19 protein-coding genes are annotated in these 20,211 nt (G+C 65.8%); 5 read left to right on the forward strand and 14 right to left on the reverse strand.

Annotated features, from left to right (window positions below):
- Positions 1-2: 2 nt before the first annotated feature.
- The gene (locus AC1RQK_RS04125; RefSeq protein WP_492372671.1) at positions 3-896 is read right to left on the reverse strand and encodes an alpha/beta fold hydrolase; all 894 of its coding nucleotides are present in this window, start codon (positions 894-896) and stop codon (positions 3-5) included.
- 150 nt (positions 897-1,046) lie between these two features.
- Between AC1RQK_RS04125 and AC1RQK_RS04130 the strand changes: the two genes are divergently transcribed.
- Together AC1RQK_RS04130 and AC1RQK_RS04135 are read left to right on the forward strand one after the other, a co-directional pair.
- A complete protein-coding gene (locus tag AC1RQK_RS04130) occupies positions 1,047-2,780 on the forward strand; it encodes an acetate--CoA ligase (protein WP_492807769.1) in 1,734 nt (577 codons plus the stop codon).
- Positions 2,781-3,336: 556 nt separating this feature from the next.
- Positions 3,337-3,693, forward strand: a complete 357-nt coding sequence (locus tag AC1RQK_RS04135) for a YmdA family protein (protein WP_492372673.1) — start codon at positions 3,337-3,339, stop codon at positions 3,691-3,693.
- Here the strand turns inward: AC1RQK_RS04135 and AC1RQK_RS04140 are convergent.
- A complete protein-coding gene (locus tag AC1RQK_RS04140) occupies positions 3,666-4,586 on the reverse strand; it encodes a ferritin-like domain-containing protein (protein ID WP_492807771.1) in 921 nt (306 codons plus the stop codon). The genes AC1RQK_RS04135 and AC1RQK_RS04140 overlap by 28 nt on opposite strands.
- A 131-nt stretch (positions 4,587-4,717) precedes the next feature.
- On the opposite strand from AC1RQK_RS04140, the gene AC1RQK_RS04145 reads away from it, so the two are divergent.
- The 3 genes from AC1RQK_RS04145 (at position 4,718) to AC1RQK_RS04155 (ending at position 6,846) form a co-directional block, all read left to right on the forward strand.
- The gene (locus AC1RQK_RS04145) at positions 4,718-5,242 is read left to right on the forward strand and encodes a gamma carbonic anhydrase family protein (protein ID WP_416048089.1); all 525 of its coding nucleotides are present in this window, start codon (positions 4,718-4,720) and stop codon (positions 5,240-5,242) included.
- Positions 5,243-5,289: 47 nt separating this feature from the next.
- The gene (gene hslO, locus AC1RQK_RS04150) at positions 5,290-6,318 is read left to right on the forward strand and encodes an Hsp33 family molecular chaperone HslO (protein WP_477133026.1); all 1,029 of its coding nucleotides are present in this window, start codon (positions 5,290-5,292) and stop codon (positions 6,316-6,318) included.
- A 126-nt stretch (positions 6,319-6,444) separates the two neighbouring features.
- Positions 6,445-6,846, forward strand: coding sequence for a hypothetical protein (locus AC1RQK_RS04155; protein ID WP_492372675.1), 402 nt, complete (start codon positions 6,445-6,447; stop codon positions 6,844-6,846).
- Positions 6,847-6,969: 123 nt separating this feature from the next.
- Here the strand turns inward: AC1RQK_RS04155 and ftsB are convergent, their stop codons facing one another.
- From ftsB to edd, 12 genes are all read right to left on the reverse strand, one after another.
- Positions 6,970-7,308 carry a cell division protein FtsB gene (ftsB, locus tag AC1RQK_RS04160; protein ID WP_174422818.1) on the reverse strand — a complete coding sequence of 113 codons (339 nt, stop codon included), beginning with the start codon at positions 7,306-7,308 and terminating at the stop codon, positions 6,970-6,972.
- A gap of 81 nt (positions 7,309-7,389) precedes the next feature.
- On the reverse strand, positions 7,390-8,679 hold the full coding sequence (eno, locus tag AC1RQK_RS04165) for a phosphopyruvate hydratase (RefSeq protein ID WP_043344931.1): 1,290 nt from the start codon (positions 8,677-8,679) through the stop codon (positions 7,390-7,392).
- A 104-nt stretch (positions 8,680-8,783) separates the two neighbouring features.
- The gene (locus AC1RQK_RS04170) at positions 8,784-9,074 is read right to left on the reverse strand and encodes a DUF1330 domain-containing protein (protein ID WP_006160203.1); all 291 of its coding nucleotides are present in this window, start codon (positions 9,072-9,074) and stop codon (positions 8,784-8,786) included.
- 90 nt (positions 9,075-9,164) lie between these two features.
- Complete coding sequence (gene kdsA, locus AC1RQK_RS04175; protein WP_174422820.1) at positions 9,165-10,037, reverse strand: 3-deoxy-8-phosphooctulonate synthase; 873 nt, start codon at positions 10,035-10,037, stop codon at positions 9,165-9,167.
- A gap of 29 nt (positions 10,038-10,066) precedes the next feature.
- A complete protein-coding gene (gene pyrG, locus AC1RQK_RS04180; RefSeq protein ID WP_043344927.1) occupies positions 10,067-11,719 on the reverse strand; it encodes a CTP synthase in 1,653 nt (550 codons plus the stop codon).
- A gap of 149 nt (positions 11,720-11,868) precedes the next feature.
- Complete coding sequence (locus AC1RQK_RS04185) at positions 11,869-12,690, reverse strand: alpha/beta fold hydrolase (protein ID WP_492807773.1); 822 nt, start codon at positions 12,688-12,690, stop codon at positions 11,869-11,871.
- A 21-nt stretch (positions 12,691-12,711) separates the two neighbouring features.
- A complete protein-coding gene (locus tag AC1RQK_RS04190; protein WP_193692133.1) occupies positions 12,712-13,533 on the reverse strand; it encodes a proteasome-type protease in 822 nt (273 codons plus the stop codon).
- Between the two features lie 142 nt (positions 13,534-13,675).
- Positions 13,676-14,500, reverse strand: a complete 825-nt coding sequence (locus AC1RQK_RS04195; protein WP_492372678.1) for a transglutaminase family protein — start codon at positions 14,498-14,500, stop codon at positions 13,676-13,678.
- Between the two features lie 40 nt (positions 14,501-14,540).
- Entirely contained in the window at positions 14,541-15,494 is a 954-nt protein-coding gene (locus tag AC1RQK_RS04200; protein ID WP_441633667.1) for an alpha-E domain-containing protein, read from the reverse strand.
- Between the two features lie 95 nt (positions 15,495-15,589).
- Positions 15,590-17,062, reverse strand: coding sequence for a circularly permuted type 2 ATP-grasp protein (locus AC1RQK_RS04205; protein WP_492372679.1), 1,473 nt, complete (start codon positions 17,060-17,062; stop codon positions 15,590-15,592).
- A gap of 263 nt (positions 17,063-17,325) precedes the next feature.
- Positions 17,326-17,835: a gluconokinase gene (locus AC1RQK_RS04210; protein ID WP_492372697.1), complete on the reverse strand. Its 510-nt coding sequence runs from the start codon at positions 17,833-17,835 to the stop codon at positions 17,326-17,328.
- Positions 17,836-18,023: 188 nt separating this feature from the next.
- Positions 18,024-19,910, reverse strand: coding sequence for a phosphogluconate dehydratase (edd, locus tag AC1RQK_RS04215; RefSeq protein WP_492807776.1), 1,887 nt, complete (start codon positions 19,908-19,910; stop codon positions 18,024-18,026).
- Positions 19,911-20,211 lie beyond the last annotated feature (301 nt).

Raw genomic sequence — 20,211 nt, forward strand, 5'->3', positions numbered from 1 at the left:
CCTCAGACGCAGAAAGACTCGACCAGCCCGGCCACCACCCGCGGCTGGTCGTGATGCAGCATATGGCCGGCGTCATCGACAATGGCCTCGCGGAAATCGCGAAACGCCTTGAAGCGCTGCTTGAACTCCGCCAGCGGCTGGTCCTTTGCAATGTGGCTGAGCGTTTGCGAATTGCGTGCTTCCACGTGCAGCACCGGCGCGGTGGCCTGCGCCCAGATCGCCATCACCTCGTCGAGCCGGTACAGCACCGGATTGACCATCTTGTGCGCGGCATCGCCCAGGATCTCCCAGCGGCCTTGCGCATTGCGCGCTGACCAGTGCTCGGCCAGGAAGGCGGCGCGGTCATCGGGCAGGCGCGGATTGGTCTTCTGCAGCCGTGCCGCCACCGCCCCCACGCTGTCATAGGAGCGCAACGGCTGGCGCTCGCGCAACTCGTCGAGCCAGCGCGCATAGCGCCCGGGTGCTTGCTCGGCGCGCGTGCCGGTCATGCCAAACCCCTCCAGGTCAACCACGCGGCGCACCCGCTCGGGGCGGATGCCGGCGTAGAAGCAAGCCACGTTGGCGCCCATGCTGTGCCCCACCAGGTTCACCGGCGCGTCCGGCTGGTAGTGGTCGAGCACGGCCTCGAGATCGGCAACATAGTCGGGAAACCAGTAGGACTCGGTGCCGGGGTAGCGCGTAGGCCAGTCGGTCTGGCCAAAGCCGCGCCAGTCCGGGGCGATCACGTGCCAATCGCGTTCCAGCGCGTCCACCATGAACTGGAACGAGGCGGCCACGTCCATCCAGCCATGCAGCAGGAACAAGGTGGGCGCACCGGGCTCGCCCCAGTGGCGCACGTGCATATTGAGGCCGCGCAACGTGATAAATTCCGAGCGCGAGGTTTCTCTGATTGCCATGGTGTCTCCCCGGGTGCCTTTTCCCTGATCGTGGCGGACGCTTTCACCCGTGGCAACGGGGAAGCCTAAAAATAGAACGATCGTTCGTTTGCGGATTATAGCGGCAAGCCGGCCCGGCCCGCATCCCGAACGCAACCCAGGAGACCCAACATGGCCGCATCCGCCCTGCCAGCCAGCCGGCGCGACGACTATCCCGCGCTACACTCGCAATTCCACTGGCATGTGCCCGAGTTTTTCAACCTGGCCGACGCATGCTGCGGCCGCTGGGCGCGCGACCCGGCCACGATGGATCGCATCGCGGTTCACACCGAGCACGAGGACGGGCGCCGCGCCAGCTACAGCTACGCCTTCATCCAGGCCGAGGCCGATCGCCTCTCCCGGGCGCTGCGCACGCTGGGTGTGGCGCGGGGCGACCGCGTGGGCATCGTCATGCCGCAGCGCATCGAGACAGTAATTGCGCATATGGCGATCTACCAGCTCGGCGCCATCGCCATGCCGTTGTCGATGCTGTTCGGCCCGGAAGCCCTGGCGTACCGCCTCCAGCACAGCGAGGCGTGCGTGGCGATTGCCGACGAATCCTCAATCGACAACGTGCTGGCCGCGCGCGCGGAGTGCCCGGCTCTGGCCACGGTGATCGGCGCCGGTGCCGCCGTGGGCCGCGCGGAGCACGACTGGGATGCGCTGCTGGCGGCCGAGCTGCCGGCGTTCACCGCAGTCGTGACCAAGGCCGACGAGGCGGCGGTGCTGATCTACACCAGCGGCACCACCGGCCCGCCCAAGGGCGCCCTGATCCCGCACCGCGCGCTGATAGGCAACCTCCCCGGCTTCGTCTGTTCGCAAAACTGGTTTCCTCAGGCTGACGACGTGTTCTGGAGCCCCGCGGACTGGGCCTGGACCGGCGGGCTGTGGGACGCACTGATGCCCACGCTGTATTTCGGCAAGACCATCGTGGGCTATCAGGGCAGGTTCTCCGCCCAGACCGCCTTCGCGCTGATGGCGCGCTATCGCGTCACCAATACCTTCCTGTTTCCCACCGCGCTCAAGCAGATGATGAAAACCTGCCCCGCGCCGAGCAAGCACTACCAGTTGCACCTGCGCGCGCTGATGAGCGCGGGCGAAGCCGTGGGGGAAACCGTCTTCGCCTGGTGCCGCGACGCGCTCGGCGTGGTCGTCAACGAAATGTTCGGCCAGACCGAGATCAACTACATCGTGGGCAACTGCACCGCGCAGAACAACGATGGCCAGCCAGGCTGGCCGGCGCGCCCGGGCTCGATGGGCAGGCCCTACCCCGGCCATCGCATCGCCGTGGTCGACGACGAAGGCAGGCCCTGCGCGGCGGGCGAGGACGGCGAGGTGGCCGTGTGCAGCACCGACGCCCACGGCCATCCCGACCCCGTGTTCTTCCTCGGCTACTGGCGCAACGAGGACGCCACCGCCGGCAAGTACCTGGAGCGCGATGGCCTGCGCTGGTGCCGCACGGGCGACCTGGCGCGCATCGACGAAGACGGCTACCTGTGGTACCAGGGGCGCGCCGACGATGTCTTCAAATCCTCCGGCTACCGCATTGGCCCGACCGAGATCGAGAACTGCCTGCTCAAGCATCCCGCCGTGTCGAACTGCGCGGTGGTGCCCTCGCCGGACCCGGAGCGCGGCGCGGTGGTCAAGGCATTCATCGTGCTGGTGCCATCGATTGTGCGTTCGGCGCAGGCCGACGCCGCGCTGGTCGCCGAGCTGCAGCAGCATGTGCGCGGCCAGCTAGCGCCGTATGAATATCCCAAGATCATCGAATTCATCGCGCAGTTGCCGATGACCACCACTGGCAAGATCCAGCGGCGCGCGCTGCGCGAGATCGAAGCCCGGCGCGCCGCGCCAGCCCGCCCGTAGCACTGGCAGGCGGGTGCGGCCGCAAGGCTCGCACCCGCCCCTGTCCCTGGCGCTCAAACCCGCCCTCCAAGCCCCGCCTCCCAGCGTCCGGCCGGCACAACCTGCCGCGCCACGGACAACCGATCGCGCGCATCGATATGCGTCGCCCTCCCGACAGTCAAGTTTTCGCCGAATCTGACGTTAGCAAGGACATGCGGAGCGCATCGCTATGGCGCATCCCATTCGGCAGATCAGACCACACGTTCCAGTCGCAGGAGGGGGCATCCATGCCAGCTCATTTTTTCCGAAAAATTTATAAGATTATTCGTATAAATGCCAATCGGAACCATTCCATTTTCGCCCTTTTAACAAGGGTAATTCCTATACCCCTCAGTAGCATCAGCACGGTGGATAGCAGCACATTCCGCAACCTGACCTAACAGAGTAGTGCAAAAAAAAGGGTTGGGAAAACTCGGATTATCTTGATTGTTTTTCCCAATCTTGGGAAATAAAGTTCCCAAAGAGCACGCAGAAATTTCCCAATGTGCTTCAAGTTAATGACGAACAGGAGATCACGATGAGCACGTTTGCAAGCACCGGCCGCGCCGCCTCCCACCGCTTCGCGCTCCGGCTGCCGTTGGCCCTGGCGAGTGCTTTGCTTTCGGTATCCGCGTGGGCCGCGGATGGCGTGATCTACTTCCGGGGGGCCATCGTCGCGCCGCCCTGCAATACGCAAATCAGCACGAGCGGGACCGCCTCGGTCAATTGCCCGGCAAACGGCACCCATGCCGCGGAGTCCGCCTCCCTGCCGCTGCTGCCTGGCCGGGTCGTCCAACTGGCGGCAGCGCGCGCCTCGGTCGTGCCCGTGCAATTCACAGCAGGCCCCGGTAGCGCCGGCAAGCAGGGCTATGTCGTGGTGACGGAATACAACTGAGCGGCCTGTCCCTCGAGCCACGCCAGCTCATCCTCGTCGAAACCCGCCGCGCGGCGCGCTGCCAGGTTGAAGGGCGGCCGCAGGCGCGGTGCCTGGTAGCGCGCGGCCAGTTCGGCGTAGGTGGCGACGGGGTCCAGGCCACGGCAGGCACACAGCCAGCGGTACCAGCGGTTGCCGATGGCTACGTGACCCACCTCGTCGCGCAGGATGATGTCGATGATGGCGGCGGCCTCATGATCGCCGGCGGCTGCGAGCTTGGCGCGCACCGGCGGCGAGGCATCCAGCCCGCGCGCCTCCAGCGTGCGCGGCACCAGCGCCATGCGCGCCAGCACATCGCCGGCGGTCTTGTCCGCCATCTCCCACAGGCTGTTGTGCGCCGGAAAATCGCCGTAGCGCGCGTCCAGCGTGGCCAGGTGCTGCGCGAGCAGGCTGAAATGCAGCGCCTCCTCGTCGGCCACGCGCAGCCAGTCCAGGTAGAAGGCCGCCGGCATCGCGTCGAATCGCCAGATGGCATCCAGCGCCAGGTTGATCGCGTTGAACTCGATATGCGCGAGCGCGTGGATCAGCGCCGCGCGGCCGGCGGGCGTATGGATGGACCGCCTGCGCTCCACCCGCTGCGGCGCCACCAGTTCGGGCAGCGGCGGCCGGCCGGGCAGCGGCAACTCGGCCGCGATCGCCTCGCCGATGCCCAGGGCCTCCGGCGCCATGGCCTCGGCCGCCAGCCGCATCCGGCGCGTGGCCGCGGCCTTCTCGTGCGCGTCGCTCAGGCAGAGGATGGCAAGCGCCTGGCGGCGCAAGGACGGCGCCGCCACGCCGGATAAAGCGCCAGGCGCGGCACCGCGATCGGGGTCAGGGGCGCCAGGAGACGCGGCATCGGGTAGGTTTGCTGGCATAAGCGTAAAATCCGGTTTGCCGCCATTGTAGGGCCCGGCAGGTGACACCCTATGCCAGCAGGCCCGCCCACGACCCTTTAAAGCCCGGCGGCAAACCCCATATACCCATACGAACTTGTGCAGGAGACCCCATGGCGCTTTACCAGCTCGGCGACGTTGCCCCCACCATCGATCCGGATGCCTACGTGGCGCCGGAGGCCACCATCATCGGTAACGTGATGCTCAAGGCACGTGCCAGCGTATGGCCAGGCGTGGTGATCCGAGGCGACAACGAGCCGATCGTGGTTGGCGAGTCCAGCAATGTGCAGGAAGGCACCGTGCTCCACACCGACCCCGGCTGCCCGCTGACCATCGGCGACAAGGTCTCGATCGGCCACCAGGCCATGCTGCACGGCTGCACCGTGGGCGAAGGCTCGCTGATCGGCATCCAGGCGGTGATCCTGAACCGTGCGGTGATCGGCAAGGAGTGCCTTGTCGGCGCCGGCGCCGTGGTCACCGAAGGCAAGGTGTTCCCGGACCGCTCGCTGATCCTCGGCGCGCCGGCCAAGGTGGTGCGCGAGCTCACCGAGCAGGACGTAGCCAACCTGTATCGCAATGCCGAGACCTACGCCACCCGCCAGGCCATGTACAAGACACAACTCAAACGCATCGACTAAGCGACCAAGGCGCCGCGCCAGCGGCTCCGATTTACCGACGGATCATCGTGACTGACACCACCACCCCTGACACCCTGCAGAAATTCCTGTTCGACGCGGCCCCCGTGCGCGGCGAGCTGGTACGCATGCAGGCCACCTGGCAAGAAGTGCTGCGCCGCAACCATTACCCCACGCCGGTGCGCCGGCTGCTGGGCGAAATGATGTCGGCCGCCGCCCTGCTTTCGGCCAACCTGAAGTTCAACGGCGCGCTGGTGATGCAAGTGCACGGCGATGGCCCGGTGCGCATGCTGGTGGTGGAGTGCTTGTCCGACCTGTCGATGCGCGCAACGGCCAAGCTGGCCGAAGGCGTGACGCTGGCCGACGACGCCACGTTGGCGGATCTCGTCAACGTCAGCGGCCACGGCCGCTTCGCCATCACGCTGGACCCGCAGGACAAGCTGCCCGGGCAGCAGCCGTACCAGAGCATCGTGCCGCTGGCCGACAAGCATGGCCCGATGACATCCATGACCGCCGTGCTCGAGCACTATATGCAGACGTCCGAGCAGCTCGACACGCGGCTATGGCTGGCCGCCGACGACAAGGTCGCTGCAGGCATGCTGCTGCAAAAGCTGCCCTCCTACGGTGGCACGCTGGAAGGCCACGCCGAGCGTGAGCCCGCGCAAGTGGGCGAAACCGGCGCGCCGCTGGCGGACACAGCCCGCGCGCAGGACCTCGACACCTGGGACCGTGCCTGCCAGCTCGGCGCCACGCTGAAGGACGCCGAACTGCTGGCCGAGACGCCGGACACCTTGCTGCGCCGCCTGTTCTGGGAAGACCTGGAAGCCACCGGCCTGCGTGTGTTCGAGCCGCTGACCCCGCACTTCCAATGCTCGTGCTCGCGCGCCAAGGTGGCGGGCATGCTGCAGAACCTGGGCCGCGTGGAGATTGAAGACATCTTGGTGGAACGCGGCGAAGTGGAAATCCAATGCGATTTCTGCGGCCAGCAGTACCACTTCGACCCGGTCGATTGCGCGCAGCTGTTCACGCCGGTCCCCGTGGCTACCGGCGCCGGCGACGGCGCGGGCCAGCAGCACTGAGCGGCAACGCGCGGGACGGCGATGCGAGCGACGGTGCGAACCATGATGCGAAGCGCAACGGCAGGAACCTTTCTGCCCTGCGCCGGGGTCCAAGCGTCAGCGCCCCACCAGAGTCAGGGAATCATCATGTCCGCTTTGTCCTCTCACCCGTGCGCCACAATCAGCGCCATGCTGCTTGGCGCCGTGCTGGCCTGCGGCGGCTGCGCCCAGTTGCCGCGCGACCTCAACGGCTCGCCGCCGACGGCCCGCCTGGCGCCCAACGCCGTGCCGCCGCCTCCCGTCACCGCGGAAGACATCCAGAAGATCGGCGAGCTGAACCGCCAGGTACTGCGCGAGCAGGATGCCGCGATTGCCCGCCAGCAACAGGCGCAAGCCATGGCGCGGGCGGCAAGCTACTATGCCTATCCCTCGCCTAGCTGGAACCTGTATTACGGCGGCTGGGGCGGCGGGCACTGGGGCGGCGGAGTCGGATTCAGCAGCCCGGGATACCGGGGCTGGGGCTACGGTGGCTATCCGTACTGGTGGTAAGCAGCGGTAAGCGGCCGACGAAACTGGTGCGGCAAGCAACCAAGGACGCGAGCATGCTTCATCCATGCCGTTGCGGAGCAACGGCGGCAGACGCTACGAGATAGAAAACGGGAAAGACGCCAGTCAGTGGCGATTGAATGCCGGGGAGTTCGCCGGAGGCGGCAGCGGCGGCGTGGCGCTGACCTTGGGGGCCGGTGCCACGAACTGCACGAACACCTCGCCATCCTTGACCATGCCCAGCTCATAGCGGGCACGCTCCTCAATGGCGCCGGTGCCATCCTGCAGGTCCTTCACTTCCCCTTCCAGCTTGGCATTGCGCAGCTTGAGCGCTTGGTTGTGCGCGCTCTGTTCCTGCACCTGCTTGTCCATATCCCACACACGCAGCCAGCCGCCCTTGCCCAGCCATAGTGGATACTGGATGGCGAGCAACAGCACAAACAACAGCAACGAGATCAGGCGCATGGATTCTGGCGCTTAAGCGAAAAAAGGAAGTTGCGTCATGCGCCGGCCACGCATCGTGCGCGGCCGGCGCATGGCACGAGCTTAGCGCAGATTGTAGAACGCGCTCTTGCCCGGGTAGCTGGCGATATCACCGAGATCTTCCTCGATGCGCAGCAGCTGGTTGTACTTCGAGATACGGTCCGAACGCGACAGCGAGCCGGTCTTGATCTGGCCGGCGTTGGTGCCCACCGCGATATCGGCGATGGTGCTGTCCTCGGTCTCGCCCGAACGGTGCGAGATCACGGCCGTGTAGCCGGCGCGCTTGGCCATTTCGATGGCGGCGAAGGTTTCGGTCAGGGTGCCGATCTGGTTGATCTTGATCAGGATCGAGTTGCCGATGCCCTTTTCAATGCCTTCCTTCAGGATCTTGGTGTTGGTGACGAACAGGTCGTCGCCCACCAGCTGCACGCGCTTGCCCAGCTTGTCGGTCAGCACCTTCCAGCCGTCCCAGTCGCCTTCGCCCATGCCGTCCTCGATCGACACGATCGGGAACTTGTCGCACAGGTTGGCCAGGTAGTCGGCGAACTGGGTCGAGGTCAGCTTCAGGCCTTCGCCATCCAGGTGGTACTGGCCTTCGGCTTCGTGATAGAACTCGGTCGCCGCGCAGTCCAGCGCCAGCAGCACGTCTTCGCCAGCACGGTAGCCAGCCTTCTCGATGGCCAGCAGGATGGTGTTCAGGCACTCTTCGTTGGAAGCAAAGTTGGGGGCAAAGCCGCCCTCGTCGCCAACCGCCGTGGACATGCCCTTGTCGGACAGGATCTTCTTCAGTGCGTGGAACACTTCAGCGCCGCAACGCAGGGCTTCACGGAAGCTCGTTTGCGACACCGGCATGATCATGAATTCCTGGATGTCCAGGCTGTTGTTGGCGTGCGCGCCACCGTTGACGATGTTCATCATCGGCACCGGCATCTGCATCGCGCCCGACCCGCCGAAGTAGCGGTACAGCGGCAGGCCGGCTTCTTCGGCAGCGGCGCGGGCCACGGCCATCGACACGGCCAGCGTGGCGTTGGCGCCAAGGCGGGCCTTGTTGTCGGTGCCGTCGAGGTCGATCAGGGTGCGGTCCAAGAAGGCTTGCTCGGAAGCGTCCAGGCCCATGATGGCTTCGGAGATTTCAGTATTGATATGCTCGACCGCCTTCAGCACGCCCTTGCCGAGGTAGCGCGACTTGTCGCCGTCACGCAGCTCGATGGCTTCGCGCGAGCCGGTGGATGCGCCCGACGGCACTGCCGCGCGGCCCATCACGCCGGATTCGAGCAGGACGTCGCACTCGACCGTCGGGTTACCGCGCGAGTCGAGAACTTCGCGACCGATGATATCTACGATTGCACTCATGGATTCCTCTTGGACTGTTGATGCTTGATGACTTCTTACTACACGGGCGCCATGCCCTGGACTACCGCTGGCTACAGCTGACCGAGCTGGCTGACGCCTAAGCCTTAAGCGCCTTCCACCACGATCATGTTCATGCGCGCGGCGTGCTCGCGCGACTTGCGCGCGGCGCGGTATTCCTCGCTGTCGTGGAACGACTTTGCCGCGTCATAGCTGGGAAACTTCAGCACGACCACGCGCGTCGGGGCCCAGTCGCCCTCGAGCTTCTCGGTCTTGCCGCCGCGCACCAGTACCTCGGCGCCATGCACCTTCATGGCATGGCTGGAGAGCACTTTGTACTCTTCATACTGCTGGGGATCGGTGACATCGACGTGGGCAATGATATAGCCGCTGGCCATGGCGTATCTCCGTGTGTTCTTATGATGTTGATTCTACTTGGCTGATCATGGCCGCCCGATGACGGCCATGACCGCGGTGGCACGGCAAGCTCAGGCGCAAGCCGCCGGCCAGCCGAAATTGTCTTCCAGGAAGCCGGTGCGCTTGACCAGGGTGTCCAGGTCCTTGAGCACCGACAGCAGTTCCTTCATGCGCGACAGCGGCACGGCGTTGGGGCCGTCCGACATGGCCTTGCTCGGATCCGGATGGGTTTCCATGAACAGGCCCGCCACGCCGGTTGCCACAGCGGCGCGCGACAGCACCGGCACGAACTCGCGCTGGCCGCCCGAGCTGGTGCCCTGGCCGCCCGGCAGCTGCACCGAGTGGGTGGCGTCGAACACCACCGGCGCGCCGGTCTCGCGCATGATCGCCAGCGAGCGCATGTCCGAGACCAGGTTGTTGTAGCCGAAGGAAACGCCGCGTTCGCAGGCCATGAAGCTGTCTTCCGGCAGCCCGGCCTCGCGCGCGGCATCGCGCGCCTTGTCGATGACATTCTTCATGTCGTGCGGCGCCAGGAACTGCCCCTTCTTGATATTGACGGGGCGGCCGCTCTGCGCGCAGGCACGGATGAAGTCGGTCTGCCGGCACAGGAAGGCCGGCGTCTGCAGCACGTCGACCACGGCCGCCACCGGCTTGACCTCGTCGATCTCGTGGATGTCGGTCAGCACCGGCACGCCGATCTCGCGCTTGACGGTGGCGAGGATCTCGAGCCCCTTCTCCATGCCCAGGCCACGGAAGGTCCGGCCCGACGAGCGGTTGGCCTTGTCGAACGAGGACTTGTAGATAAAGGGAATGCCAAGCTCGCTGGTGATCGCCTTGAGCTCACCGGCCGTATCCAGCGCCATCTGCTCGGACTCGATCACGCACGGGCCGGCGATCAGGAAGAAGGGCCGGTCCAGGCCGACGTCAAATCCACAGAGTTTCATCGCTAATCTCCTGCTTGCGGTGCCGGGGCTCAGCCCGCCTTCTTCTGCTGGCTCGCCAGCGCCGCTTCCACGTAGGCCTTGAACAGCGGATGGCCATCGCGCGGGGTGGAGGTGAATTCCGGGTGGAACTGCACGCCCACGAACCACGGGTGCAGGCTTTCCGGCAATTCCATCATCTCGGGCAGGTCTTCGGTCGGCGTACGGGCCGAGATCACCATGCCCGCCTTTTCCAGCGTCGGCACGTAGTGATTGTTGACCTCGTAGCGATGGCGATGGCGCTCGTTGACTTCCGGGCCATAGATCTGGCTGGCCTTGGTCCCGGCCTTGACCGGCACGCGCTGCGCGCCAAGGCGCATGGTGCCGCCCAGGTCGGACTCGGCGGAGCGCTGCTCGACCTTGCCTTCGCGATCCACCCACTCGGTGATCAGCGCAACCACCGGATGTTCGGTTTCCAGGTTGAACTCGGTCGAGTTGGCATCGGCCATCGCCGCCACGTGGCGCGCGAATTCGATCACGGCCAGCTGCATGCCCAGGCAGATGCCCAGGTACGGCACCTTGTTCTCGCGAGCGTACTGGATCGCGCGGATCTTGCCTTCCGTGCCGCGCTTGCCGAAGCCGCCCGGGACCAGGATGGCGTCCAGCGGCTTGAGCACTTCGAGGTGACCGGATTCGAGCTCTTCCGAATCGATGTACTCGATGTTCACGCGGGTGGCGGTGTGCATGCCGGCGTGGCGCAGCGCTTCGATCAGCGACTTGTAGGATTCGGTCAGGTCGACATACTTGCCCACCATGCCGATGGTGACCTCGTGCTGCGGGTTTTCCTGGGCATTGACCAGGCGCTGCCACATGGAGAGATCGGCCGGTTTGGGATCGATACGCAGCTCCTCGCAGATCAGGCGGTCGAGGCCTTGCTCGTTGAGCATCTGCGGGATCTTGTAGATGCTGTCCACGTCCCACACCGAGATCACGGCTTCTTGCGGGATATTGGAGAACAGCGAAATCTTGGCGCGCTCTTCGTCCGGAATCGGGCGGTCGGCGCGGCACAGCAGCGCGGTCGGCGAGATGCCGATTTCACGCAGCTTCTGCACCGAGTGCTGGGTCGGCTTGGTCTTGAGCTCGCCGGCGCTGGCAATGAACGGCACCAGCGTCAGGTGCACGAAGGCGGCGTGGTTGCGGCCCATGCGCAGGCTCATCTGGCGCGCGGCTTCCAGGAAGGGCAGCGACTCGATGTCACCCACCGTGCCGCCGATCTCCACCAGCGCGACGTCCGCCTTGCCACCGTGCGACGCAGCCGCGCCGCGCTCGATGAAGGCCTGGATTTCGTTGGTGATGTGCGGGATCACCTGCACCGTCTTGCCGAGGTACTCGCCGCGGCGTTCCTTGCGGATCACCGATTCGTAGATCTGGCCCGTGGTGAAGTTGTTCGACTTGCGCATCTTGGCCGAGACGAAGCGCTCATAGTGGCCAAGATCGAGGTCGGTTTCCGCACCGTCTTCCGTGACGAACACTTCGCCATGCTGGAAGGGGCTCATCGTGCCGGGATCGACGTTGATGTAGGGATCTAGCTTGAGGAGGGTGACTTTGAGGCCGCGCGACTCGAGAATGGCCGCGAGCGAAGCAGCAGCGATGCCCTTGCCGAGAGAAGAGACGACACCACCGGTGACGAAGACGAATTTGGTCATAAACCGAGCTTGCCGGGGAAATCGGGATTATACATGAGAGGCCGCCTGCTGCAGCGCCGCATTTGCGACAAGTCGCCTTGCCCGGCAGCCGCTGAGACGCTTTCGCCGCTTCGCACTCGCGTCCGCGCCGCCGCCCGATCCTGCCCCGCCTACGGACGCGCGAAGGTGGCGCCGTCGCCCCGCATTTGCCCGACCAGATCGCGGATCAGCCCGGCGGTCTGCCCGGGACGCTCCATCGGATACAGGTGCCCGCCCTCGATAAAGCGCAGGCGCTCGCCCACCAGCTTGCGCGTGGCGCCGAGCCCGCATTGCCGCACTTCGCGCGAACGCGTGCCGGCGACAAAGCTGACCGGCACCGGCGCGCCGCGCGCCACGCGCGCGCCCAGGCTGGTGGGCAGCGTGCGGTAGATCTGGTACTCGATCTCGCGCTCGAAGCGCAGGCGGCGTTCGGCGTCGTTGCCGGTCGGCTCCGTGCCATGCATCGCATAGTCGCGCAGCACCTCCTCGTCCCACGACGCGAACACCGGCTTGGAGCGGAAATGCGCCCACACCGCCTCGGCATCCGGCCAGTGCGTGCGCCGCCGCCGGGTCGCGGCAGCCGGGCTGGGCCGCTCATCCAGGCCGAAGCGTTGACCGGCCTTGAGCAAGGCGGCGCGCCACCCGGCAATCACGGGCGAATCCAGCATCACCACGCCGCGCACCCACTGCGGGCGGCGCAGCGCGGCCATCAGCGACAGGAAACCACCCAGCGAATGCCCCACCAGCCACACCGGCTCGCGGTACTTCTGCTCGATCGAAGCCAGCAGCTCATCGACCAGGTGCGGCCACTCGCGCGTGACCGGGAATTTCGGGTCGTGGCCATAACGGTCCACGGCGCGGATCTCGAAATCGTCTTCCAGCGTTCCGAACAGCTTGCGGTAGGTACTGACCGGAAAGCCATTGGCGTGCGAAAAATGCAGAATGTCGCGCATCGGGGTATTCGCAGCGCGCCCTCAGTCCTGCGTGCCGGCACGTTCGCGCGTGGCGCGCACAGGCTGGCCCCAGCGGTCGCCCGCGCCCTGGCGCGCCAGCGGAAACTCGGCCGGCGCGTTGGCATCCCACTCCGGATCGTTGATCTCGCCGAAGACCTGGCGCAAGCGTTGCCCCCAGGTATCGCGGATCATGCGGAAGTAGGCGTTCTTCTCGTCAATGTTGACAAAGCGGGTCACGCGCAGCGAATCGCCTTCGTAGACCAGCAGGTCCAGCGGCAGGCCTACCGAGATATTCGACTTCAACGTGGAGTCCATCGAGATCAGCGCACACTTGGCTGCCTCGCCCAGCGGCAGCGTCGGCTCGACCACGCGATCGATGATGGGCTTGCCGTACTTGGCCTCGCCGATCTGAAAATAGCAGTTCTCGGGGGTGGCCTCGACGAAATTCCCGGCGGCGTACACATGGAACAGGCGCACGCGTTCGCCGCGGATCTGGCCGCCGAAGATCAGGCTCACATTGAACTCGATGCCGGCCTCGCGCAGCGCGTGGGCGTCGTGCTTGTGCACCTGGCGCACCGCGTCGCCAACGATGGCGGCCGCCTCGAACATATCGCGCGCCGTCCACAGCGAGCGCTTCTCATCGCGGCCCTCCGCCAGTATCTGGCGCACCGCCTGGCTGATCGCCAGGTTGCCCGCGGTCAGCAAGACCATCACCCGGTCGCCCGGCTCCTCGAACACGGTCATCTTGCGAGCGGTCGAGATCGCATCGACACCGGCATTAGTGCGCGAATCGGAAAGGAACACCAGCCCGGCATCCAGCCGCATGGCTACACAGTACGTCATGATCTTGTCTTGTAATGGTGCACATTCACGCCTGGCGCTTCGCCAAGTCTGTCGCCCGGGCCAAGGCCGCATTCTAGCGCCGCGCCGGTGCGCCCGGAAACGTGCGGCACGCCCGTTTTTGGTGCACGGCGCACCGCTTCATTCACTGCAACGGCGCAATGGCGATCTCGACCGCCAGCCGCTCGCCGCTGCCACCTTCGCGAATCCCGCGCACCGGTGCAGCCATGCGATAGTCACGCCCGACCGCCAGCCGGATATGGCGCGCGTCGCTCAGGCAGCCGTGGGTCACGTCGATGCTGCACCACAACTCCTTGCCGGCATCCACGCAGACATCGGCCCAGGCATGGCTAGCCAATTCCGACGCGGCCGGGTCATAGAAATAGCCGCTGACGTAGCGCGCCGGCACGCCCAGGGCCCGGCAGCATGCCACCATCACCTGCGCCTGGTCCTGGCAAACCCCGCTGCCCAGTGCGAATGCGTCGCTGGCCGAGGTGTCCACATCGGTGCTATCTGACCGGTAGCGCACCCGCCCGGCGATGCCATTGGCCAGCGCCAGCAGCGCGGGCACCGTCGCCCCCGCCGCCAGGTAGGGCGCGGCAAAACGCACCATCTCCGGCTTGGCGGCGGTCAGCGGCGTGCCGCCAAGGTAATACAGCGGCGACACACGCGCCTCGCCAGCCGGCGGCGCATCGCAAAAGAACGGCCCGTCCGCATCCATTGGCGGCGTGACATCGACCACGCCGCTGGCCTCGATCACCAGCGTATGTGCTGGCCCGGCCACAGTGAAGCTGTGCACGATATTGCCGAAACCGTCACGCGCCTCGGACAGGTTGCCGGGAACGGACAACTGCCATTCCTGCACGGCCTGCAGCGGGCCCGAGCGCGGCGCGAGCCGCAGTTCGTGCACGCTGCGCAGGACCGGCTCGGCATAACGGTAGACCGTCTTGTGGTGAATCTTGTATTTCATGATGTGGCGAGGCCGGCACAACCTCCCCACTTCATATAGGTCAGGCAGCGAGCAGCGGCACGAGGAAATCCCGGCTGATGCCGTTGCCGAGGTCGCCGATGCGCTCCAGGAAACTGGTCAGGTAAGCATGCAGCCCGACGGCGAAGATGTCGTCGATGCGCGCATATTTCAAATCGGCGTGGAGTTTACCAGCCTGGCGCTCGGTCTCCGAAGAAAGGTGGTTGCCCACCAGCGCCAGGATCGACACCACCTCGTCCATGCTGGACACCAGCGAGCGCGGCATGTCGGGACGCAGCACCAGCAGTTCGGCCACGCGCTCGGGCGTGATCACGGTGCGATACACCTTGCGGTACACCTCGAATCCCGACACCGAGCGCAGGACAGCCGCCCAGTGATAGAAATCGTTGGCGTCGCGATTGGGATCGCTATCGTCGACCGTGCTGGCCTGGAACTTCACGTCCAGAATCCGCGCGGTATTGTCGGCGCGTTCCAGGAACGTGCCCAGCCGCATGAAGTGGAAGGCATCATCCTTGAGCATGGTGCCAAACTGCACGCCACGGGCAAGGTGGGAGCGGAACTTCACCCACTCGAAGAACTGCGAAGGATCCTCGCGCAGCACGCCGTCGGCGATCATGCGCTGCACGTCGAGCCAGGTGGTGTTGATGGTCTCCCAGACCTCGGTGGTCAGCGAGCCGCGCACGGCGCGGGCGTTCTCGCGGGCCGCGCGCAGGCAGCTCATGATGGACGAGACATTGGTCATGTCGCGCACCATGAAGTCGATCACGTCGTCGCGCGTAAGCAGGCCGTACTTCTCGTCGAACACCGTGGTCAGCTCGGAGATATCGAGCATGGCCCACCAGCCTTGCTCCGCCACTTCCGCGGATTGCGGCAGCAGCGAAGTCTGGTAGTTCACGTCCAGCATGCGCGCGGTGTTCTCCGCGCGTTCGGTATAGCGCGCCATCCAGAACAGATGGTCGGCGGTGCGGCTAAGCATGGTCAGTCCCCTCGTACAGCGCTGTTCGCCCGCGCGCCGCCGGCAACGCGGCTGCCAGCGCGGGAATCACAAACAATCCTTGCGTGCGCCGCGCGTCAGCGCTCCAGCACCCAGGTGTCCTTGGTGCCCCCGCCCTGCGAGGAGTTGACCACCAGCGAGCCTTCGCGCAGCGCAACGCGGGTCAACCCGCCCGGCACCATGCGCACATCCTTGCCGGACAGCACGAACGGACGCAGGTCGATGTGGCGCGGCGCGATCCCCGACTCCACATACGTCGGGCAGGTGGAAAGCGCCAGCGTGGGCTGCGCGATGTACTGCTCGGGACGCGCGCGCACGACCTCGCGGAACGTATCGATCTCCGCGCGCGTGGCGGCAGGCCCCACCAGCATGCCGTAGCCGCCGGCCCCGTGGGTTTCCTTGACCACCAGTTCGCTCATGTGGTCCAGCACGTACTGCAGGTCGTCCGGGCGGCGGCACATGTACGTCGGCACGTTGTTGAGGATCGCTTCCTCGCCAAGGTAGAAGCGGATCATGTCGGGCACGTAGGGATAGATCGACTTGTCGTCGGCCACGCCCGTGCCAATGGCGTTGCAGATGGTGACGTTGCCCGCGCGGTAGACCGAGAGCAGCCCCGCCGCGCCCAGCGTGGAATCCGAGCGGAACACCAGCGGGTCGAGGAAGTCGTCGTCGACCCGGCGGTAGATCACGTCGATGCGCTGCGGCCCCTGGGTGGTGCGCATGTAGAGGTGCTCGTCCTGTACGAACAGGTCGCTGCCCTCGACCAGTTCCACGCCCATTTGCTGCGCCAGGAAGGCATGCTCGAAGTAGGCGGAGTTGTACATGCCGGGCGTGAGCACCACCACCGTGGGATCGGCGATGTTCTGCGGCGAGACGCCGCGCAGCATGTCGAGCAGCAGGTCGGGATAGTGCGCCACCGGCGCCACGCGATTGCGCGCGAACAGGTCCGGGAACAACCGCATCATCATCTTGCGGTTCTCCAGCATGTAGGACACGCCGGAGGGCACGCGCAGGTTGTCTTCCAGCACGTAGAACTCGCCCTCGCCAGCGCGCACTACATCGATGCCCGCCACATGGGCGTAGATATCACGGGGCACGTCGATGCCGAGCATCTCGGGGCGGTACTGCGCGTTGTTGTAGATCTGGTCTGGCGGGATCACACCGGCGCGGATGATGTCCTGCCCGTGATAGATATCGTGGATGAAGCGGTTCAGCGCCGACACCCGCTGGCGCAGGCCGCGCTCGAGCGTTGCCCACTCGCTGGCGGGGAAGATGCGGGGAATGACATCGAACGGGATGGTTCGTTCGGTGCCGCTGTTGGACTCGTCTTTTTCACCGTAAACGGCAAACGTGATGCCCACGCGCCGGAAGATGAGATCCGCTTCGGCGCGCTTGTTGTCCATGGTGCCTTCGGACTGGCGCGCCAACCAATCCGCGAACTGCTTGTAATGCCCCCGCACGGCACCTGCCGGCAGGGACTCGCCCGCGTGGATTGCTGCTGCCACGCCATCTTGCCAATCGAGCATCTCGTCGAAAAACCGCGCCGCCATGATGGCCGTTCCCCCATGATTTGGGTGCCGCCCAAACTGCCGGCTATCCCGTTTTGATTGGCTTGTTGTTCCCGGCACAGCACCTTGAGATCACCACCCGAGGCCCGGCGGCTTGGCCGCGGACCATCTCGTCATGCTTCGAAGTGCTGTCCCTATAGGATACCTATGACCACGAAAGCCGCAAGCGGCAGGCATTCGCGCCATCAAACATGGATAAGCAAGATGTCTGCCAGCCTTCGCTTCGGGCCAGCCTTGGCATCGGTTCAGCGGGCGATCGCCGCGCTTTTTTCTGCCTGCACTCCGGCCAGGATGCGCTGCACCAGCGCCTCCGGCGTCTGGCGGATATCGAGCACCAGGGCGTCGCGCGGCTCCTCCAGGGTCTCGAACTGGCTCTGCAGCAGGGCGGGATTGAAGAAGTGGTCGCTGCGCTCGGCCAGGCGGCCGCCAATGACCGTAGCATCGCCCTTCATGTAGACAAAGGTCACGCCGCCATCGGCGGGCGTCAGGCGGTCGCGGTAGGTTTGCCGCAGCGCGGAACAGGTAAAGACGTGGGTGCGCCCCTCGGCGCGGGCCGCATCGATCGCCGCGCGCATCGCGGCCAGCCAGGGCCAGCGGTCGTCGTCGGTCAACGCGATGCCATTGTGCATCTTCGCCTTGTTGGCGGCGCTGTGGAATTCATCGGCATCGTGGAAGCCGCATTGCAAGGTCTTGGCCAGCAACTGGCCGACCGTGGTCTTTCCGCTGCCGGAAACGCCCATCAGGATGTAGATCATGTCTGCTCCAATGATCATGTTCGGATGGTTTTCCCATCCTTGTCGGTAGTCCCCGCGCCGGCGGCCGGTCGGCTCCGCAAGCGTTCAGCCATGAAGCCATGATAGGACCCGCATGGGCCGGCTCGGGGTCGTCTCCGCCAGCCATCGGCTGCCGGGGACACAAATGACACAAATTTAAGGGGCGCTGCCTATTGTGCGACGGCCGCGCCCGTTTGGACAGCGCCGGGCGCGTCGGCCTCGGAGAGGTCCAGCGCGCTGCCGCCCTCCTCCGCGATCCGCGCGTTGCGGCGGAACAGCCCGAACAGGCCCCGGCCGACGCTGAAATTCGTAAAGGCGTCGTCCGGCAGCACGGCTGAAGCACGCGTGGCCAGGTCGCCGTCGCCATTCGCGGCGCCAAGCCATTCCAGCGTGCCTGCCACGGCGTCCACGCGGATCCGGTCGCCGTCACGCACGCGCGCCAGCGGGCCGCCGGCAAGTGCCTCAGGCCCCACATGAATGACCGCCGGCACCTTGCCAGAAGCGCCGGACATGCGGCCATCGGTCACCAGCGCAACCTTGTAGCCGGCGTCCTGCAGCGAGCCCAGCACCGGGGTGAGACGGTGCAGTTCTGGCATGCCGTTGGCGTTGGGTCCCTGGAAACGCACGACCGCGATCATGTCGCCCGTGAACTCGCCGGCTTCGAACGCGGCTTGCAATTGCTCTTGCGAGTCGAAGACGCGTGCCGGTGCTTCGATCACCCGATGCTCATCCGCCACCGCCGACACCTTGATCATGCCGCGGCCAAGATTGCCTTGCAGCAGGCGCAAGCCGCCCTCGGTGGAGAACGGCTCGGCCGCAGTGGCCAGCACCGTGGCATCACCGCTGACGGCGGCGCCGTCGCGCCACTGCAGCACGCCGTCGATCATCACGGGCTCTTGCGTGTAACGGGCCAGGCCACGCCCGGCCACGGTTTCCACGTCCTCGTGCAGCAACCCGGCGCTGAGCAGCTGGCGAATCACGTAGGCCACGCCGCCCGCGGCGTGGAAGTGATTCACGTCGGCCGAGCCGTTGGGGTAGACACGCGCCAGCAGCGGCGTGATGCGCGAGAGGCGGTCGAAATCATCCCAGTCGATGAGGATGCCCGCCGCGCGCGCCATCGCCACCAGGTGGATGGTGTGGTTGGTCGAGCCACCCGTGGCCAGCAGGCCGACCACGGCATTGATCACCGCGCGCTCGTCGACGATGCGCGCCAGAGGCAGGTAGTCGCCGCCCCGCGCCGTCAGGGCCAGCGCGCGTTGCGCGGCGGCGGCGGTGAGCGCGTCGCGCAGGCCGCTGTCGGGATGCACGAAGGCCGCGCCCGGCATATGCAGGCCCATGATTTCCATCAGGAACTGGTTGCTGTTGGCGGTGCCGTAGAAGGTGCATGTGCCGGCGCCGTGATAGGCCTCGCACTCAGCCTCCAGCAAGGCTTCGCGGCCAACCTGGCCGGTTGCGTATAGCTGGCGCACGCGCGCCTTTTCCTTGTTGGACAAGCCCGTCGACATCGGCCCGGCCGGCACGAACACCACCGGCAAGTGGCCGAACTGCAGCGCGCCCATCAGCAGGCCCGGCACGATCTTGTCGCACACGCCCAGCATGACCGCGGCATCGAAGGTGTTGTGCGACAGCGAGACCGCCGTGGCCATCGCAATGGCATCGCGCGAAAACAGCGACAGTTCCATGCCGGCATTGCCCTGCGTGATGCCATCGCACATCGCCGGCACGCCGCCCGCCACCTGCGCCACGGCGCCAACGGCACGCGCGGCCTCCCGGATCACGCCGGGATAACGTTCGTACGGCTGGTGGGCCGACAGCATGTCGTTGTACGCGGTAACGATGCCGAGGTTGGCAGCATGCTCGACCCGCAGCTTGAGCTTGTCGTGCGTGGGCAGCGCGGCCAGGCCGTGCGCGAGGTTGGCGCAGGACAGCCCGCGCAAGGGGCCCAGCTCCTGCTGGGCGCGTTCGCAACGCGCGAGATAGGCGGCGCGGCTGCGCTGGCTGCGCGCGATCACGCGCTCGGTGACGGCGTGGACTTCGGCGTGGAGGGCTTTTGACATTGGGGGGAGTTCCTGGTCGTGATGCCTGATCGTATCCGGGAGGACTGGGGGGACTTGCGGTCGCTATTGTTTGTAGATTTTCTACATTATATCGAAAGCCAATTTGAAAACACCATGCGCGCACATCACAAAGCGCTTTATTCATGGCATATTTAGCGCACATAGGTGAAATCCCTACCCGGTAGTCACGCTGAAGCCGCGATGACCCCGCCCCTGATTATGTAGAATATCTACATGCCGCTCGATCCGTCGAGCCACGGATTCCGGGGCCAAAGCCAGAACAACTCCCCGGCACAGACAG

The sequence above is a fragment of the Cupriavidus sp. GW822-FHT02D05 genome (assembly GCF_058802485.1).

Bases quoted from the DNA above. Each gene is read 5' to 3' on its own strand.
- AC1RQK_RS04125 (WP_492372671.1), bottom strand. From the start codon at position 896: ATGGCAATCAGAGAAACCTCGCGCTCGGAATTTATCACGTTGCGCGGC.
- AC1RQK_RS04130 (WP_492807769.1), top strand. From the start codon at position 1,047: ATGGCCGCATCCGCCCTGCCAGCCAGCCGGCGCGACGACTATCCCGCG.
- AC1RQK_RS04135 (WP_492372673.1), top strand. From the start codon at position 3,337: ATGAGCACGTTTGCAAGCACCGGCCGCGCCGCCTCCCACCGCTTCGCG.
- AC1RQK_RS04140 (WP_492807771.1), bottom strand. From the start codon at position 4,586: ATGCCAGCAAACCTACCCGATGCCGCGTCTCCTGGCGCCCCTGACCCC.
- AC1RQK_RS04145 (WP_416048089.1), top strand. From the start codon at position 4,718: ATGGCGCTTTACCAGCTCGGCGACGTTGCCCCCACCATCGATCCGGAT.
- AC1RQK_RS04155 (WP_492372675.1), top strand. From the start codon at position 6,445: ATGTCCGCTTTGTCCTCTCACCCGTGCGCCACAATCAGCGCCATGCTG.
- ftsB (WP_174422818.1), bottom strand. From the start codon at position 7,308: ATGCGCCTGATCTCGTTGCTGTTGTTTGTGCTGTTGCTCGCCATCCAG.
- eno (WP_043344931.1), bottom strand. From the start codon at position 8,679: ATGAGTGCAATCGTAGATATCATCGGTCGCGAAGTTCTCGACTCGCGC.
- AC1RQK_RS04170 (WP_006160203.1), bottom strand. From the start codon at position 9,074: ATGGCCAGCGGCTATATCATTGCCCACGTCGATGTCACCGATCCCCAG.
- kdsA (WP_174422820.1), bottom strand. From the start codon at position 10,037: ATGAAACTCTGTGGATTTGACGTCGGCCTGGACCGGCCCTTCTTCCTG.
- pyrG (WP_043344927.1), bottom strand. From the start codon at position 11,719: ATGACCAAATTCGTCTTCGTCACCGGTGGTGTCGTCTCTTCTCTCGGC.
- AC1RQK_RS04185 (WP_492807773.1), bottom strand. From the start codon at position 12,690: ATGCGCGACATTCTGCATTTTTCGCACGCCAATGGCTTTCCGGTCAGT.
- AC1RQK_RS04190 (WP_193692133.1), bottom strand. From the start codon at position 13,533: ATGACGTACTGTGTAGCCATGCGGCTGGATGCCGGGCTGGTGTTCCTT.
- AC1RQK_RS04195 (WP_492372678.1), bottom strand. From the start codon at position 14,500: ATGAAATACAAGATTCACCACAAGACGGTCTACCGTTATGCCGAGCCG.
- AC1RQK_RS04200 (WP_441633667.1), bottom strand. From the start codon at position 15,494: ATGCTTAGCCGCACCGCCGACCATCTGTTCTGGATGGCGCGCTATACC.
- AC1RQK_RS04205 (WP_492372679.1), bottom strand. From the start codon at position 17,062: ATGGCGGCGCGGTTTTTCGACGAGATGCTCGATTGGCAAGATGGCGTG.
- AC1RQK_RS04210 (WP_492372697.1), bottom strand. From the start codon at position 17,835: ATGATCTACATCCTGATGGGCGTTTCCGGCAGCGGAAAGACCACGGTC.
- edd (WP_492807776.1), bottom strand. From the start codon at position 19,910: ATGTCAAAAGCCCTCCACGCCGAAGTCCACGCCGTCACCGAGCGCGTG.